The organism is Ruegeria sp. CG8 (assembly GCF_056537165.1).
Genome location: NZ_JBQFRA010000001.1, coordinates 964,092 through 979,801, shown reverse-complemented (window position 1 = coordinate 979,801; position 15,710 = coordinate 964,092). Strand labels below are relative to the sequence as shown.

Sequence of the window (15,710 nt, the reverse complement as noted above, 5' to 3'; positions counted from 1 at the left end):
ATACTTGGGCCTGTTTGCGGCCCTTTTTGCGGCTTTGACGGCTTGGCTTGCCGCACGCCATGAGGCCCGGGCCGAGGCCGCGTTTCCGCCAGAGGGTCAGGTATTGGATGTCGACGGCGTTGCTGTACATGCCGTCGTCATGGGCGAAGGCCCGGATGTCGTCCTGATCCACGGGTCCAGCGGCAATACCCGGGACATGACGTTTGCTCTGGCGCCGTTGCTGGCAAAGTCCTTTCGGGTCATTGTATTCGACCGGCCGGGGCTGGGCTATTCTCAGAGCTTCTCGGCGGATGGCGAAACCATCGTTGAGCAGGCAGAAATCCTGCAGAAAGCTGCCGCGATGCTGGGGGCCGACAAACCCATCGTCGCCGGCCAAAGCTATGGCGGGTCGGTATCACTGGCCTGGGCTGTGACGCGACCTGACAACATCTCGGCTCTGGTCCTGATCGCCCCGGCCGCAGTGCCATGGGAAACTCCGCTCGATTCCTTCAACCGCATTGCCTCGACCTCCTGGGGAAATGCTCTCGTCCTGCCGTTGATCACCGCCTACGTTCCGGACTGGTACGTCAACAAGGCCCTGGATACGGTCTTTGCCCCCCAGACCGCACCCGAAGGCTATGCCGAGCATTTTGGCCCGGCCCTGACGCTCCGCCGGTCGTCGATGCATGCCAACGCAAAACAACGGGCCAACCTCCTGGACGAAGTTGCCGAACTGCAACCGCGCTACCCTGAGATATCGGTGCCCACCGAAATCGTGCATGGTACGGCAGATACGACAGTTGGTCTGGGCTGGCATTCCGAGCGGCTGATCGAACAAATCCCCGGCGCTGAGCTGATTGAACTTGAAGGCATGGGGCACATGCCGCAGGTGGTGGACGCTCCAGAAGTTGCTGCTGCGGTCGAACGTGCCGCGGAACGAGCGGGTTTGCGTTAACCCCGCCCGTAATCCATAGTAGAAACTGGATTTTATGGCGAGGCAACTCATGACCCGTGCAGCGGACCGAGCAATCAACAGCTACTTTCGGAACGACGCTCCCGAGAGCGTGCGAAAGGCCATCGAAGACGCTGAAAAAGGCGACATCCTCAACCCCAGCTACCCATATCAGGAGAGGATGAAGCGCAAGGACTATGACAATCAGATGGAGGCCCTGCAGATCGAACTGGTCAAGATGCAGGCATGGGTCAAGGAAACCGGACAACGCATCGCGATCGTGTTCGAGGGCCGGGATGCAGCAGGCAAAGGCGGTACGATCAAGCGATTCCGGGAAAACCTGAACCCGCGTGGCGCCCGCAATGTCGCCCTCAGCAAACCCTCCGACGCCGAGCGCAGCCAATGGTATTTCCAGCGGTACATCCAGCACCTGCCATCAGCCGGCGAGATCGTTTTCTTCGATCGCAGCTGGTACAACCGGGGGGTCGTCGAAAACGTCTTTGGATTCTGTACCGCAGACCAGCGGGAACGCTTCTTCAGGCAAGTCATGCCGCTGGAGATCGGGCTTGTGCATGACGGCATTCACCTTTTCAAGTTCTGGCTCAACGTCGGACGCGCAGAACAGCTCAATCGGTTTCTCGCGCGCGAGAATGACCCGCTGAAACAATGGAAACTGAGCCCTATCGACATCGCCGGTCTGGGCAAATGGGATGAATACACGCAGTCGATTTCCGAAACTCTGACACGCTCCCATTCCGATCTGTGCCCTTGGACGATCATCCGTTCGGACGACAAGAAGCGCGCCCGGCTTGCGGCAATCCGGGCGGTATTGTCGACCTTGGACTATGACGAAAAGGACGCCGAAGCCGTTGGAGAGCCCGACCCGATGATTTGTGGCGGACCGGAAATCTGGGATGCGTAGTCTAGGGCGCCTTTGGTCAAGCGGTGGCCCCTCCGATCATGCCCCGGGGATTGGACCTGCTGCGCCGCGTGCATTATGTCTGGTTGGTAAAAGAGCACGCAACCACAGGCAGGTGCCGTCGGAATGACCAAACGCGGCTATCACCATGGAAATCTGAAACAGGCGCTGATCGACGCCGCCCTCTCGCTGATCGAAGAAAAAGGTCCGACCGGCTTCACATTGTCTGAGGCCGCAAAACGGGCCGGCGTCACCCCAGCCGCGGTTTACCGACACTATCAGGGTCGCGAGGATCTGATCGCCGAGGCGGCCCGTCAGGGGTTCGAGATGTTCGCGGACCTCATGCAGTATGCCTATGACAAGGGGCAGCCCTCGGCGCTGGCCGCTTTCGAAGCGACCGGGCGCGCATATCTGGCGTTTGCGCGCAAGCATCCCGGCCATTACATCTCGATGTTCGAAAGCGGAATCTCGGTCAACCGGACGCCCGAGCTGGCGCTGGCCGCCAACCGTGCAAAGGAGGTTCTGGAAATGGCTGCGGCCGATCTTTCAGAACACATTCCGCCGGAAAAGCGACCACCGGCGTCTATGTTCAGCGCGCATATCTGGGCGATGAGCCATGGTGTAGTCGAGCTTTATGCCCGCAATGCGGGGGCCAGTTCGCCGTTCCCGCCCGAAGACCTTCTGGAATCCGGGATCGGCATTTACCTCAGAGGGTTGGGGCTGGTTCCGCCCGACGAATGACCGTCAAAACATCCGGCTGGCATGCGGTGCGTTCAGCCGTGAGGTGACATTGATCAGATCCATCATGCCCATCCCCTTGATGTCGACCGGACCCAAGTCCGAGACCTGGAATTCATCGATCAGCGCATATTTCATCTCTTCGGGGGCAACGATGTTCATGGGGTTCGCAAAGACCTGCAACCGCGATGCGATGTTCACGGCCGGTCCAAAAACGTCATAGACGTATTTCTGGATCCCTACCACGGACCCAACGGCCGGCCCCATGCCAAGCCCGATCCGGGCCTGCCATTTGTGCGGATGACTTTCATTGCGCCGTTCCAGATACCGCAGAAATCGGACCGCACAATGCGCAACCGCCGTGGCATGGTCAGGCGTGGCGTCGGGCATGCCTGAGACCGCAAGATAAGCGTCTCCGATCGTCTTGATCCGTTCACACCCGAACTGTTCGACGATCCGGTCGAAGGCGGTGAAGATGTCATTCAACTCACTGAGGGTGACCGTAGGGTCGGTTTTTGCCGCAAAATCCGTAAAGCCGACGAAATCCAGCATGACCACGGAAACCTGATCATACAGCTGAGGCGTCACTACGCCGAAGGTTTTGAACTCCTCATAAACCGCACGCGGCATCAGGTTCAGCAAAAGCCGTTCGACCCTTTCTTTTTCTCTTTCCAACTCGCGGGTGTTGCGCTCGACCATGGTCGAATAGCTGTCGATCATGCTTTCCAGCTCACGAATTTTCGTTATGTTCTGACATTCGACAACCAGAACCTGCTCATCCATCCCGTTGGCCAAGGAAATCGTCACCGCGAAGATCAGCGTGCGGCGCTTGGGCTTCATCTGCAGCTCGGCCGAGTATCGCAGGCCCGATTGTTTGACGTCATCCAGTTCGCGCTGGTCGAGATCCGGCAATATATCCATAAGTGTCTGGCCGGGCTCGGGTTTGCCGAACCATTCGGCAAATGGACCATTGTGGAACACGAAGGTCAGGTCCGAGGCCCGCAATACCGCTACACCGACCCCGATGGCACGCAGCAGATGCTCGTTGATGGCCAGGATGCTCATGCCGCATCCCGGGCAACGATGATCGCCCTTTTGCCTTCGATCGCAGCCAGCGCGACCTGCACGTCATCTTCGGTCATTCCATGAATTGAAAGGGCTTCGCCGAACAGCGTAGCCATCTCGTCGAAATCATCGTGGCTGATGTTGAGGTGCCGATGCACGGCCTCGATCCGATCATCACTGAAAGACGCGGGACCACCCACCAGAGACGAAACGAATTTGGTTTGGTGATCAATCAACCGTGGCATGTCGATATCTTCGAAGTAGCCTCCGATCTCATCCGATTCCAATGCCATTTCGTAAAATGTCATCACGATCCGGCTGATGGTTTTGAACCCGCCGTATTTCTCGTAAATCGTTTGCCCCACACCAAAACCCCAACAAATCGCGCAATAACACTGCGAGGTTATATCAAATCGAGAGTTTTGTTAACGTTTATGCACTTTGCGACTGGCGCCGATGGTTGGAACCGCTTGGTTTTTCACCACTGGCACAAAGACTTCAGGACCAAGGGCGCACGATCAGATCGTCGGCACAGGGAATGAAGTCCACCATGCCGCCGCGCTGGAGAAGCCGCGCCTGACCGCCCAGCTTCCATTTCAGTTTTCGGCCGGCCGACTGAAGCTCGCGCCGCAGCCGAAACCACGTGGGGCCCTTGTCCAATCCGCTGTTTGTGGCTGCGCTTTGGGTTCGTTCGCTGCTTTTGACCGGTTCGTCGATCTGCTCCTGCCGTCCCGACCAGATCATCTGGACACCAACGGCCGGAAAGCACTGAAACATGTTCCAATCCCTGCGCGGCAAGGACAGAAAGTCATCGAGATGGTCCGAATATCTCTGCGACCAGGCCAACAATTTGCGGCAGCCTGCCTGTGACAGAACATAGGCCGCCGCACTTGGCGCCATTTCCAACATTGGGCGCACGCGGGCATTTCCGATCCCGGTCTCCGGCCCAAAGCGCAGTGACCGGGGCGAGTAATCCAATTTGACGCAATCATAGGCTTCCGGGTGGTTCAGCACTTCGGTGATCACCCGGCCAGCGTCAGAGGACATTTCCACATCATCCTCAAAGACGACAGCGGCTGGAAGGTTCCGATCGGCGATCCGCTGCCAAACCGATCTATGGCTTTCGAAACAGGCGATTTCGCTGGTCGTCAAACCCCAGCGCGTTCCCGTTCCCGCGACATATCCGTTTTGCCCCAACGCGCTTGGCTGACTGGCATCCGTCGCACTGATCCTATGTGCACCCACAAGGCCCGCCTTCAGAAACTGCGCCTCCATGAACGCCCGGCGCTCGGGCACACGGTCCAGATTGATGTAATAGACGCTGTCGCCTGCCATCTGCTGGGTTATCTGCACCGGAAGTCCTTTCGCATCGCGCGCCGCTTTATTGGCCATATCCCCAGTTGGGACTGGAAGTCCAGATTGCACCGCCGGCAGATCTACGGCCAGCGGGATGAGCGAACTGACTGGCTACAGCTTGTTCAGCCGATGCTTTTCCAAAATGTCGATGATGACGGATTTGGCATGCAGCCGGTGCTGGCGATGCCGGTCGCGCGCCACGTCAGGTTTGCCGTCGCGGATTGCGGTATAGACCGCACGGTGATCCTCGTTCGATTTGACCGGCAACGGGCGGATGAACAGGGTCGAGGCCCGCGCCCTGCGGACCTGGTCGCTCATCATGGACACGATGCTTTCCACCCGCCGGTTGCCACCCAATCGGACAAGCTCGCGGTGGAACAGGTCGTCGGCCTTGGCCCATGCCTCCAGGTCTTCGTCACCTATGGCGCGATCCATTTGGGCGATCGAGTCCGCCAACGGCTGAAGGTCTTGCTCGGAAAATCCGGCCTGGGCCGCGCGTTCGGCTGCAAGGCTCTCCAACTCGGTCAGAATGTCATAGATCTCGCGCATGTCATCCGGAGATACCGGCAGGATCCGCACCCCTTTGCGCGGCCGCATTTCCAGCAGGCCCTTGCTTTCCAACATAAGCGCTGCTTCGCGAACCGGCGTGCGCGACATCCCCAACTGCTCGGCCAGTTCGGTTTCCAGATGGTCGGTGCCGGCGGCCAACTCTCCGGTCAGGATCATCCGCCGCAAGTCCCGCACCGCGCGTTGAGTATTCGAGAGAGCCTTGCCGGTCTCGTTTTTCATTCGGCCTCCAAAACGATTTTCCTGCCCTCCGCATCAGATCTGTAGATCGCCTGTTCAATGCGGATAACGTCCAGATAGTCCGGGCCAGTATTTTCCAAATGCGTTCCATTTAGAAGACCGGATATGACATGCTGCTGCAATGCGTGCACGCAATCGCCGCCAAAGCCCTCCCATTTATCGGGTGCAAGCAACTGCTCTCTGCTCTGGCTGCCGAATTCCCGCAGCCCAACGGCGCCAAAGCCATCCATCGTCAGTGTTCCGCCAGTGCCTTCGATCAGGGCCTCCCCCATGGTGCGGCGCAGATTGTCCGAGGCATGATCCAGGTTCCGGTTGCCATCGAATACGGCCCTCAAGCCGTTTTCGAACTCAAAGATGACATAGCCTGCGTCCTCTCCGGCAATGACCGGGTTTATCCGCCGCAGATCCGCGTAAACCGAGACTGGCTTGCCGAACAAGAACCGGAACGTATCGACCCAATGCACCGCCGTTTCGTGGATCAAAAAACGCGGCATTTCCTGAAAATAGGGTTGCCGATCAAGATAGGCGCGCGGCCCCTGCCCGTCGCCCGGGCGCAACCGGAACGTGGCCTGCAACGGCGTCCCGATATCCCCGCGTGTCAGGGCGTCCTTCATCACCCGATACCACGGCTGAAAGCGAAAATTCTCGTGGACAACGACGCTGGCTCCGGCATCCCGAGCATCCTGCAGAACAGCCTCTGCTTCTGCCAGAGATCGACAAAACGGTTTTTGGCACAGGATCCAACTCACACCTGCGTCCAGCGCGGCACGAATTGCGTCGGCATGACCCTCAGGCGGCAGGATTATGTCCAACAGCTGGGGAGATTCCCGGGCCAGCATCGACGGCAGATCATCATAGGCAGGCAACCCAGTGGCGGCCGCCTTCTCGAGATCGCGATCACATGCGGCGACCAGTTGAGCCTGCGGTATGCGGCGCCAGCTGCCATAGTGGAACTGGCTGAAATAGCCGGCGCCGACACAGGCGACACGAATGAACTGCTGGCTGCTCACGCCGAAAACACCCTGTCCGCCACCGCCCGCGCTGCGGCCAGCGTGTCGGCTTCTCCGCCAAGATCACGGGTCAGAATTCGGCCCTCGGATACGACGCCGTCGACTGCCGCGTGCAGCCGTTGCCCATCGCGCGACAACGCGGGGTTTTGATGCCGCAACCCAAGCCATTCCAGCATCATCGCCGCCGACTGGAGCATGGCAAACGGATTGGCGATGCCTTCCCCGGCAATGTCAGGGGCGGATCCGTGACAGGGCTGGAACACCGCATGATCCAGACCAATGTCAGCCGAGGGCGCCAGCCCCAGCCCTCCCATCAGACCGGCCCCAAGGTCAGACAGGATGTCTCCGAACATGTTTTCCGTGACAAGAACATCAAATTCCCAAGGCTTCTGAACCATCCACAAGGCCGTTGCATCCACATAGGCATGATCCGCAACCAAATCCGGGTGACGCTCAGCCTCGGCATCGAACAGATCCCGAAAGAATGCAAAGGCACGGAAGACGTTGGCCTTGTCCACACAGGTGACACGACCCCGACCCTGCCCGGATGCCTTTCGGTCATGCGCCAACTGGAAGGTAAACCGAAACAGCTTTTCGCAGACCTCTCGGGTGATCAGCAGCGTCTCGCGCGCCTCGTCCTCGGTCACTTCTCCGCACCCCTGGGTGTGAAACAACCCCTCAGTGCTTTCGCGGATCAGAACAAAGTCAATTTCCTTGCCAGGCGGCAGGGCCAACGGTGTTGCTTGCCCAGCTCTCACCCGCACAGGGCGCACGCCGGCAAACAGCCCCAGCGCCTTGCGGAGGTCGATCTGAGGTGAAATCTCGGTCCCATCCGGGTACCGAACGTCCGGCAAACCCATCGCGGACAGTAGAATGGCATCTGCCTGCCGCGCCGCATCCATTGACGTTTTCGGAAATGATTCTCCGGTTTGCGCATAGTGGGCTGCCCCGGCCGGAACCTCCCGAAACTCAAGTGTATAGTCCTCGGTCTGCTCCGACAGCTGCGCAAGGATGCTTAGCGTCGGAGCCATGATTTCCGGGCCGATCCCGTCCCCGTGGAACACTGCAATCTCTAGTCTCTCGGCCATCTGCGCCCTGCGTCCTTTTCCTGTGTTCTTGCGTTCGACCTTAAATCAATTCCGGTCGTTGACAACGCATTGTGTAACGTATACGCAATTAAATGCAACAACAAACACATCACTGCATCTGGGAGGAAAAGATGAAGTCGAAAATCGCAAGGTTGGCAGCGGCCGCCCTAATGTCGGCAGGTGCCGCAGGGCTCGTCAGCGCACAGGAATATCCGTACCGGGACATTACCACCGCCGTCGTCTGGGGCGCCGGAGGCGGTACCGACACCATCAACCGGATGATCATGGCCGAGATGGAGAAACATTTGCCGGTGTCGATCAACGTGATCAACCAGACCGGAGGCGTGGCGGGTTCAAACGGAATGGTCTACGTCATGAACCAGCCTGATGACGGCTATACGTTGGTGGGACTTTCCGAATCGAACGTGACCGCCGCCGTCCAGGGCGGCTGGGACAAAAAGTTCGACTACTGGTATCCGTTCATCGTTGGCGGCTCGCCTGATTTGATCTCGGTTCCCGCCGACAGCCCCTACAACAGCCTTGAAGAGCTGGTGGACGCGGCGAAGGCCGCGCCCGGAACCATCCCCGCGGCAGCCTCGGGTGCGGGATCCATCCACCACCTGAACCTGCTGGCCATTGAAAAGGGCTCGGGCGCCGAGTTCAAATTCGTCCCCTACAAAGGCTCAGCTCCGGGGCAAGAGGCCGCCATCGCCGGTGAAGTTGCGCTGGTCGTGACCTCGCTGGCGGAACAGGCCCCGCTGATCGAAGGCGGACAGTTGCGCCCGCTGGCGATGCTGACACCTGAAAACGCGGAAATCGCGGGAATGACCGTTCCTTCGGCCTTTGGCATCTATGACGGGCTCGACCAATATTTGCCGCTGAAGCAGGCAATCGGCTTTGCGGTCCACAATTCGGCAAGCGACGATGTAAAGGCAAAACTGGCCGAAGCATTCCAGAAAGCCATGGCCTCGCAGGCCGTGGCCGATTGGGCCGCGGCAAACAATTATGACATCGGCGGACAGTACGGACCCGAGGCGCAGAAGCTGTTCTCGACGTTGGAATCCACCTTTGCATACACCCTGCAAGATTTGGGTGCGACGACCGTCGATCCGGCCTCTCTGGGCATCGAGAAGCCCTGAGCGACAAACGATCTTGGGGGCGCGGTTCCGCGCCCCTTTTTTGCACGGGAGGGCAAAGTTGGAAAAGGCTGAGGACATTCTGGTCCTGCGCGCACGGGATTTCTGGGCGTCGCTGGTTTTGGGGGCGACATCGGTGTTCTTTCTGTGGAAGACCATGAACATCCCCTTGTGGGGTGAAAACAAGGCGGGGGTCAGCGGTACCCAATGGTACGACTCAGCAGCCATTGTTCCGTTGTTCATCTTTGTGGGCCTGTTGTGCCTCTCGACGGTGCTGTTCGTGATCTCGGTCCGGTCCGGCGGGGCGCGGCACGCCCTTGGTGCGGCTGGCATCGGCTGGAACCCTGACGAAGCATTTCGGTTTTCCACCATTGGCCTGATCCTTCTGGCTTATGTGGGCGGGCTGGTCCCGCGCGTCGATTTCACTCTTTGTTCCGGCCTTCTGATTACCGCTCTCATATTTGGGTATTACGGTGGGCACCCGCGGCGCGCGATGATCGCCTGCGGCGCCGTTTGCCTGGCTGGGTTCACATCCTGGTTGCTCTACCCTGCTCAAGCCGACTGGAACGCCCATGCGGACGACTGGATCACGTTGGGCATTTGGGTTGCCCTGACGATCCCGGTTTTGATCAAAGCCCGGTCCGAGCGGCTTTTGCGGGTCGTTCCCTACATTGCCGTCCTCGCCCCACTTATTCTTGTTTGCGCCATGGCCTTCGGATTTCGCCAGAATGTTCCGGCCCGTGGTGGCCTGCTGTTTCAACAAATCGAGTACCACTACTACGTGACGCTCCGCCCGATCTGGAAAGGCTAAGACCATGGAGTTCGTCTTGTCTCAGCTGGCGGGCTTCGGCCATGCCTTCGCTGCGCTGGTCGCCGATCCGCTGACCTATCTCTATCTGGTTTTTTCGGTCTTTCTGGGCATAACATTCGGTGCCCTGCCCGGCCTGACCGCGACCCTTGCCGTGACCATTCTGACCGGATTCTTCGGCAACAAGATCCCGCTGGATTACTCTTTGATCGCACTGCTGGGCGCATATGTGGGGGCGATTTACGGCGGGTCCTATCCCTCGATCCTGCTGAACATCCCAGGCACCGCCGCCAGCGCTGCCACCGCAATGGACGGTCACCCGCTTGCCAAGGCCGGACGCGGAGGTGAGGCGCTTGGATTGACGACGACGGCCAGTTTCATCGGGACCATTATCGGCACACTCACGCTCCTGATCTTCGTCTGGGCACTGCTGCTTGTTTCAAAGAACATCGCAAGCCCGGAAAAGGCGCTACTGGCCCTGTTCGGTATCCTTCTGTCTGGCACGCTCATGAGCGAGGACCTGGTACTCAAAGGGTGGATATCCGGTCTGATCGGGCTTGCCATGGCCATGGTCGGACTTGACCCCTTGCTGTCCGAACCCCGCTACACTTTCGGCTGGTCCTACATGCTGAGCGGGTTCCAGGTGGTGCCCGTTCTCATGGGGGCCTTCGCGATCCCTCAGATCATCGAAGGCCTGCGCCATGTCGAAGCCGGCAAGGTCATGGCTCTGAAAGGCTCGATCCTGCCAAATCTCTCGACGGTTCGCCGTCACCTGCCCACCATCGGCAGGTCCGGCGTGATCGGCACCGGCGTTGGTGCCCTGCCGGGCGTCGGCGAGGATGTTGCCGGATGGGTCAGCTACGGTGTCGGCAAAACCGTTTCGAAGGATGGTAAGAACTTCGGCAAAGGTTCACTGGACGGGCTTTTGTGTTCGGAGACCGCCAACAACGCCTGCATCGGCGGCGCACTGATCCCGCTGTTGGTACTGGGCATCCCCGGCTCGCCACCCGCGGCCGCGCTGCTGGGGGCGTTCAAAATCAACAACGTCATCCCCGGCCCCACGATCGACCCCGAAATCATCCTGCGGGTCGTGGCCATCCTGGTGCTGGCATCGTTGACGATGTTCCTGATGGGCCTTTTCACCGCGCGGGTCTTCATCAAGATTCTCAAAATCCCGCAAACTGTTTTCTTGCCCGTCGTGATGGTTCTGACCACGATTGGTTCATTCAGTGTGGGTGGCGGCATCAATGACCTTTACCTGATGCTGGGGGTCGGCTTCGTGGCGTATTTCATGAACCTGATGAAATATCCGATTGCGCCACTGGTCATCGGCGTCATCCTTGGCGGGTTGTTCGACGAGACATTCCGCCGGTCACTGTTCCTGTCGGATGGTGATCTGTCAGTATTTGTTTCTCGACCCGGAGCAGCAATTCTGCTGGTGTTGAACCTGGCGCTGATCCTCAGCCAATTGCCTCCGGTCAAACGCCTGTTCGCCCGCCTGAAAGGAGCGCCCGCCTGATGTATGCCGTCACCGTAACCTTCGAGTTGAAGCCCGGGATACGCGAGCGTTTCCTGCCTCTGATGCTGGACAACGCGCGCACGTCGTTGGGCGACGAACCCGGGTGTCTGCAATTCGACGTCTGCGCAGGCGACGATCCGGCCATCGTTTTTCTGTATGAGATCTACGCGAACGCCGACGCGTTCAGGATCCACTTGGACAGTCCGCATTTCAAGACATTTGATCTGGCGGTTTCGGATATGGTGGTCCGAAAGCAGGTCAACACGTTCTCCGAGGTCATGCGATGAACGACTGGGAAGTCTATGCCATCAAATATGCGGACAGAAATGCCCGCACCCGCGCTGACAGCTTCATTTTGGATGACGATCACGCGGCCCCTCATGCCATGGACTACTACCTGTGGCTGCTCAGGCGCGGCACGCAGGTCATTCTGGTGGATACCGGGTATGACACCGACGAAGGGCTGAGCCGCGGACGGCCTATTGCCATGGATCCGCGTGAAGCCTTGCTGCCTTTCGGGATCGCGCCAGAGGCCATTCAGCAAGTGATCGTCACGCACCTGCACTATGACCACGCAGGGGGTCTGCACCTGTTTCCAAACGCCACGTTGCATATGCAGTCGGCCGAGATGGCCTTTGCCACGGGTCCCTGCATGTGCCACGACACTCTGCGCGCGCCATTTTCGGCCGGTCATATCTGCGAGGCGGTCAAGCGGCTTTATTCCGGCAAAGTGGTTTTCCACGACGGCGACGCCGAGTTGGCCGACGGTGTCACGGTCCACTGCATCGGCGGCCACTCCCGCGGGCTGCAATGCGTACGGGTCCGGACTGCCAGCGGCTGGATGGTTTTGGCGTCGGACGCATCGCATTACTACGAGAACTTCATGGCCCGAAAACCATTTCCCATTGTGGTCGACCTGCAGGACATGCTGGACGGCTTTGACAAGCTGCAAAGCCTCGCGTCTGCCCCTGGCCTGATCATCCCAGGCCACGATCCGCTGGTCCGGTCCGTTTTTGCCCCGGGACCAGCCGACCACATCAACCGTTTGGACACGGGGCCAATCAGAGAGATCAAACTATGAAGATCGGAGTCATTGCCGATGATTTCACCGGCGCATCCGACATTGGCCTGACCCTCGCTGAGGGCGGCATGCGCGTCAGCCAGTTTGTTGGCATCCCAACGGGCCACACGGACCAGGATCTTGATGCGGCCGTGGTTGCGCTCAAATCGCGCACGGCCCCGGTTGACGAGGCGGTGCGCGACAGTCTGGCAGCCTGTGACTGGCTGCTATCCCAAGGTGCGCAGCAAATCGTCTTCAAGGTCTGTTCGACCTTCGACAGCACCGCAAAGGGCAATATCGGTCCGGTTCTGGATGCGCTGACGGAAAGGCTGAACGCTCCGACCACGATCGTCTGCCCGGCTTTTCCCGAAAATGGGCGCAGTGTTTACCAAGGGCACCTGTTCGTGCAGGACAAGCTGTTGAATGAAAGCGGCATGCAGAACCATCCACTGACTCCGATGACCGACCCTGATCTCCGGCGTCTGCTGGCCGCTCAGTCCGCCCGTCCGGTCCATCATGTGGCCGCCTTGTTGGTCATGCAGGGGGTTGCAGCCATTCAGTCTGCCCTGCCTGCCAAAGGTCATACGATTGTCGACGCGATCCGCGACGCAGACCTGCTGGAAATCGGCAAGGCTGCCCGCGATACCCTGCTCCTTTGCGGCGGGTCCGGGATCGCGCTTGGGTTGCCAGAAAATTTTGGCTTCAAACCGCGACACCCACAGTGGGACGGCGTGTCCGGACCCGGCATTGTGCTGTCAGGATCCTGCAGTCGCGCCACCCGAGAGCAAGTCGCGCGCTACCGGGACATCGCCCCACACCGCGAGGTCACCGCGCGGGACGCGGTCAGCGGCTCGATCTCGGTGGAAGAATTGGTCAACTGGGCGCTCGAGCAGAAGCAACCGCCGCTGATCTACTCTTCGGCCGATCCACAAGTCGTGAGGCAAGCACAGGACTCCTTCGGCAAGGAAAAGGCATCTGCCGCGATCGAAAACCTGTTCTCCGATCTCTCTCGCAGCCTGCGGGCCGCGGGCTTCCGCCGGATGGTCATTGCAGGGGGTGAGACTTCGGGCGCGGTCGTCCAGGGCCTGCGCGCAAAGCAGTTGCAGATCGGCCCCCGCTTGGCCGCCGGCGTTCCCATGGTACTCCTGCCCGGAACCCCGTCCGTTGCACTGGCGCTGAAATCGGGCAATTTCGGCGGCCCCGATTTCTTTGCGGACGCCTTGAACAGAATGGAGCGGCAACAATGAGCGAGGCGGCGAAGCTACGGGAAGAAATCTGTCTGCTTGCAAAGTCGATGTTCGATCGGGGGCTGACCTGCGGTGCGTCGGGCAACATCTCGGCCCGGCTGTCCGACGGAACGATCCTGGTTACGCCGACCGGCAGTTCGATGGGGTTTCTCGACCCGGCACGGATCAGCCATCTGGATGCCAGGTTTCAGCACATTGATGGCGACTTGCCGACCAAGGAAGTCCCACTGCACTCGGCCTTCTACGACACAAGGCAGCAGACCGGGGCTGTGGTCCACCTCCACTCGACGCATTCGGTGGCCTGGTCCATGCTTCCCGAAGTTGACCCCGAGGACGTTCTGCCGCCGCTGACCCCGTATTCAATCATGCGGGTCGGTCGGGTGAAATTGCTGCCATTCTTCCTGCCCGGCGACCCTGAAATGGGCAATGCGGTCCGGGGACTGGCCGGACAGCGCAGCGCGGTGCTGCTGGCCAATCACGGCCCTGTGGTTGCCGGCAAAGACATCTGGGCGGCCAGTTTCGCAATGGAGGAACTGGAGGAAACCGCAAAACTCGCCCTGTTGACCCGAGGACTGAACCCTCGCCAGCTAAGCGCCGAACAAATTTCAGCCCTGTACGACATGACAGGCCACAGCAAGTAGCCGGTTCGAACACCCGCTGCTCTGACAACACGCTTTGCGATCCAATCGGCCGGATTTCGGATATTGTCGCCAGCTTTTGCGTCCATTTCTGACAATAATCATCTCAAGCTTGCTCAATTACCCTGCGTAAATTACCATTTTCGGCGGGGGACTGTGTCGTTGAATGGTCTAAAGCTGCTTTTTGTGCAGGCAGGGTTCGGTCCGGGTGGTGCGGAAAAAGTCATCGCCATGTTGTCGAACCATTTCGTAGAACGCGGTTGCGAGGTTCACGCAACGGCGTTCAGCATGCCTGAAAACGGTCCCTATTTTTCGATGAACGAAAAAGTGCGGACCAGCGCGCTGTCCGGCAGGCGCGGACAGTTCAATAGGATCACGCACGTCCGTTCTGTCATTCGCGAACTACGACCCGATGTCGTGATTTCGTTTCTGACCAAAGTGAATGTAATTACCCTGATCGCCACACTGGACTCCAAGCTGCCGGTCATCATTTCGGAACGGAACAACCCACGTCTGCAGGACGCACACCCCGGATGGGCGCGACTGCAATCCGTTCTGGGCCGAAGGTCGAAGGCTGTCGTTGCATTGACGCAACAAGGTCTGGCGGATCTGCCCGGCCCGCTCCGCCGTCGCGGTCGGGTCATACCGAACCCGATCGAGCCTTTCACACGCGCGCAGGTATCGAACTCCGAAAAAGCGCGTCACCTGGTCTCGGTCGGTCGCCTGGTGCCGCAGAAAGGTTTTCACCTTCTTCTGGAAACCATGGCCAGGATCCATGGCGAGTGCCCATGGACCACCCTGACGATCTACGGTGAAGGTCCCGAGCGTCCCGCACTCGAGCAATTGCGCAAGTCTCTGGGTCTTGAGGGCTGCGTTCATTTGCCTGGCAACACGGCCCGGGTCGGCGACTGGGCCAACGACGCCGATATCGTGGTTGGGTCTTCGCTGTATGAAGGGTTTCACAATGTTGTCGCCGAAGCTGTCGTCAGTGGGATCCCGGTCGTCTCATTCGATTGTGACTATGGTCCGTCCGAATTCATCCGCCACGGACGAAATGGCTATCTGGTGCCGACCGGCGACGTCACCGGACTGGCAGAAGCCGCCATTCGTCTGATCCATGACCCGACGGCCCGCGCAGGAATGGCAAACGAATCCGATGAGTTAAGGGCGCTTCTTTCTCCAGAGAGGGTCTACTCCGCGTGGGAGAACGTCGTCGCGGACGCAGTTGCGCGAAACGGTCGTATGATCTGACGAGACCTGACACCGACGACCATCCCATCATGCCAAATCCTGCGTAGGGACAGGCTGATTTTGGCCTGCCCTCAACCCCGCTCTGTTAATTTTCATTATTGACAACTTACGCGCCACAGTTATTTGTCAAAGATGAC

17 protein-coding genes are annotated in these 15,710 nt (G+C 59.3%); 11 read left to right on the top strand and 6 right to left on the bottom strand.

Annotated elements, in window-relative coordinates:
• Nucleotides 1-34: 34 nt before the first annotated feature.
• From ACR0EF_RS04765 to ACR0EF_RS04755, 3 genes are all read left to right on the top strand, one after another.
• Nucleotides 35-934: an alpha/beta fold hydrolase gene (locus ACR0EF_RS04765; RefSeq protein WP_254433905.1), complete on the top strand. Its 900-nt coding sequence runs from the start codon at nucleotides 35-37 to the stop codon at nucleotides 932-934.
• 49 nt (nucleotides 935-983) lie between these two features.
• Complete coding sequence (gene ppk2, locus ACR0EF_RS04760) at nucleotides 984-1,853, top strand: polyphosphate kinase 2 (RefSeq protein WP_170357627.1); 870 nt, start codon at nucleotides 984-986, stop codon at nucleotides 1,851-1,853.
• Nucleotides 1,854-1,976: 123 nt separating this feature from the next.
• Complete coding sequence (locus ACR0EF_RS04755; RefSeq protein WP_093961897.1) at nucleotides 1,977-2,591, top strand: TetR/AcrR family transcriptional regulator; 615 nt, start codon at nucleotides 1,977-1,979, stop codon at nucleotides 2,589-2,591.
• A gap of 3 nt (nucleotides 2,592-2,594) precedes the next feature.
• Here the strand turns inward: ACR0EF_RS04755 and ACR0EF_RS04750 are convergent, their stop codons facing one another.
• From ACR0EF_RS04750 to ACR0EF_RS04725, 6 genes are all read right to left on the bottom strand, one after another.
• Complete coding sequence (locus ACR0EF_RS04750; RefSeq protein ID WP_170371169.1) at nucleotides 2,595-3,653, bottom strand: adenylate/guanylate cyclase domain-containing protein; 1,059 nt, start codon at nucleotides 3,651-3,653, stop codon at nucleotides 2,595-2,597.
• Complete coding sequence (locus tag ACR0EF_RS04745) at nucleotides 3,650-4,018, bottom strand: group I truncated hemoglobin (RefSeq protein ID WP_170338900.1); 369 nt, start codon at nucleotides 4,016-4,018, stop codon at nucleotides 3,650-3,652. Before ACR0EF_RS04745 ends, ACR0EF_RS04750 begins: the two co-directional genes overlap by 4 nt.
• A 133-nt stretch (nucleotides 4,019-4,151) precedes the next feature.
• The gene (locus ACR0EF_RS04740) at nucleotides 4,152-5,045 is read right to left on the bottom strand and encodes a glycosyltransferase family 25 protein (RefSeq protein WP_170371170.1); all 894 of its coding nucleotides are present in this window, start codon (nucleotides 5,043-5,045) and stop codon (nucleotides 4,152-4,154) included.
• Nucleotides 5,046-5,120: 75 nt separating this feature from the next.
• Nucleotides 5,121-5,798: a GntR family transcriptional regulator gene (locus tag ACR0EF_RS04735; protein WP_170357624.1), complete on the bottom strand. Its 678-nt coding sequence runs from the start codon at nucleotides 5,796-5,798 to the stop codon at nucleotides 5,121-5,123.
• Nucleotides 5,795-6,826: a Gfo/Idh/MocA family protein gene (locus ACR0EF_RS04730; protein WP_170371171.1), complete on the bottom strand. Its 1,032-nt coding sequence runs from the start codon at nucleotides 6,824-6,826 to the stop codon at nucleotides 5,795-5,797. The genes ACR0EF_RS04735 and ACR0EF_RS04730 overlap by 4 nt, the downstream gene beginning before the upstream one ends.
• The gene (locus ACR0EF_RS04725) at nucleotides 6,823-7,914 is read right to left on the bottom strand and encodes an isocitrate/isopropylmalate dehydrogenase family protein (protein WP_170371172.1); all 1,092 of its coding nucleotides are present in this window, start codon (nucleotides 7,912-7,914) and stop codon (nucleotides 6,823-6,825) included. Before ACR0EF_RS04725 ends, ACR0EF_RS04730 begins: the two co-directional genes overlap by 4 nt.
• Nucleotides 7,915-8,045: 131 nt before the next feature.
• On the opposite strand from ACR0EF_RS04725, the gene ACR0EF_RS04720 reads away from it, so the two are divergent.
• From ACR0EF_RS04720 to ACR0EF_RS04685, 8 genes are all read left to right on the top strand, one after another.
• Nucleotides 8,046-9,053, top strand: coding sequence for a Bug family tripartite tricarboxylate transporter substrate binding protein (locus ACR0EF_RS04720; RefSeq protein ID WP_170357621.1), 1,008 nt, complete (start codon nucleotides 8,046-8,048; stop codon nucleotides 9,051-9,053).
• 58 nt (nucleotides 9,054-9,111) lie between these two features.
• On the top strand, nucleotides 9,112-9,861 hold the full coding sequence (locus ACR0EF_RS04715) for a hypothetical protein (protein WP_170371173.1): 750 nt from the start codon (nucleotides 9,112-9,114) through the stop codon (nucleotides 9,859-9,861).
• A gap of 4 nt (nucleotides 9,862-9,865) precedes the next feature.
• On the top strand, nucleotides 9,866-11,377 hold the full coding sequence (locus ACR0EF_RS04710; protein WP_170357619.1) for a tripartite tricarboxylate transporter permease: 1,512 nt from the start codon (nucleotides 9,866-9,868) through the stop codon (nucleotides 11,375-11,377).
• The gene (locus tag ACR0EF_RS04705; protein WP_170371174.1) at nucleotides 11,377-11,664 is read left to right on the top strand and encodes a putative quinol monooxygenase; all 288 of its coding nucleotides are present in this window, start codon (nucleotides 11,377-11,379) and stop codon (nucleotides 11,662-11,664) included. Before ACR0EF_RS04710 ends, ACR0EF_RS04705 begins: the two co-directional genes overlap by 1 nt.
• Entirely contained in the window at nucleotides 11,661-12,458 is a 798-nt protein-coding gene (locus ACR0EF_RS04700) for an N-acyl homoserine lactonase family protein (protein WP_170371175.1), read from the top strand. The genes ACR0EF_RS04705 and ACR0EF_RS04700 overlap by 4 nt, the downstream gene beginning before the upstream one ends.
• The gene (gene otnK / locus ACR0EF_RS04695; protein WP_170371176.1) at nucleotides 12,455-13,684 is read left to right on the top strand and encodes a 3-oxo-tetronate kinase; all 1,230 of its coding nucleotides are present in this window, start codon (nucleotides 12,455-12,457) and stop codon (nucleotides 13,682-13,684) included. Before ACR0EF_RS04700 ends, otnK begins: the two co-directional genes overlap by 4 nt.
• Nucleotides 13,681-14,325, top strand: a complete 645-nt coding sequence (gene otnC / locus ACR0EF_RS04690) for a 3-oxo-tetronate 4-phosphate decarboxylase (protein ID WP_170371177.1) — start codon at nucleotides 13,681-13,683, stop codon at nucleotides 14,323-14,325. Before otnK ends, otnC begins: the two co-directional genes overlap by 4 nt.
• Before the next feature lie 153 nt (nucleotides 14,326-14,478).
• Complete coding sequence (locus ACR0EF_RS04685) at nucleotides 14,479-15,573, top strand: glycosyltransferase family 4 protein (protein ID WP_480771316.1); 1,095 nt, start codon at nucleotides 14,479-14,481, stop codon at nucleotides 15,571-15,573.
• The last annotated feature ends 137 nt before the right edge of the window (nucleotides 15,574-15,710 follow it).

Bases quoted from the DNA above. Each gene is read 5' to 3' on its own strand.
- ppk2 (WP_170357627.1), top strand. From the start codon at position 984: ATGACCCGTGCAGCGGACCGAGCAATCAACAGCTACTTTCGGAACGAC.
- ACR0EF_RS04755 (WP_093961897.1), top strand. From the start codon at position 1,977: ATGACCAAACGCGGCTATCACCATGGAAATCTGAAACAGGCGCTGATC.
- ACR0EF_RS04750 (WP_170371169.1), bottom strand. From the start codon at position 3,653: ATGAGCATCCTGGCCATCAACGAGCATCTGCTGCGTGCCATCGGGGTC.
- ACR0EF_RS04740 (WP_170371170.1), bottom strand. From the start codon at position 5,045: ATGGCCAATAAAGCGGCGCGCGATGCGAAAGGACTTCCGGTGCAGATA.
- ACR0EF_RS04735 (WP_170357624.1), bottom strand. From the start codon at position 5,798: ATGAAAAACGAGACCGGCAAGGCTCTCTCGAATACTCAACGCGCGGTG.
- ACR0EF_RS04725 (WP_170371172.1), bottom strand. From the start codon at position 7,914: ATGGCCGAGAGACTAGAGATTGCAGTGTTCCACGGGGACGGGATCGGC.
- ACR0EF_RS04720 (WP_170357621.1), top strand. From the start codon at position 8,046: ATGAAGTCGAAAATCGCAAGGTTGGCAGCGGCCGCCCTAATGTCGGCA.
- ACR0EF_RS04710 (WP_170357619.1), top strand. From the start codon at position 9,866: ATGGAGTTCGTCTTGTCTCAGCTGGCGGGCTTCGGCCATGCCTTCGCT.
- ACR0EF_RS04705 (WP_170371174.1), top strand. From the start codon at position 11,377: ATGTATGCCGTCACCGTAACCTTCGAGTTGAAGCCCGGGATACGCGAG.
- ACR0EF_RS04700 (WP_170371175.1), top strand. From the start codon at position 11,661: ATGAACGACTGGGAAGTCTATGCCATCAAATATGCGGACAGAAATGCC.
- otnK (WP_170371176.1), top strand. From the start codon at position 12,455: ATGAAGATCGGAGTCATTGCCGATGATTTCACCGGCGCATCCGACATT.
- otnC (WP_170371177.1), top strand. From the start codon at position 13,681: ATGAGCGAGGCGGCGAAGCTACGGGAAGAAATCTGTCTGCTTGCAAAG.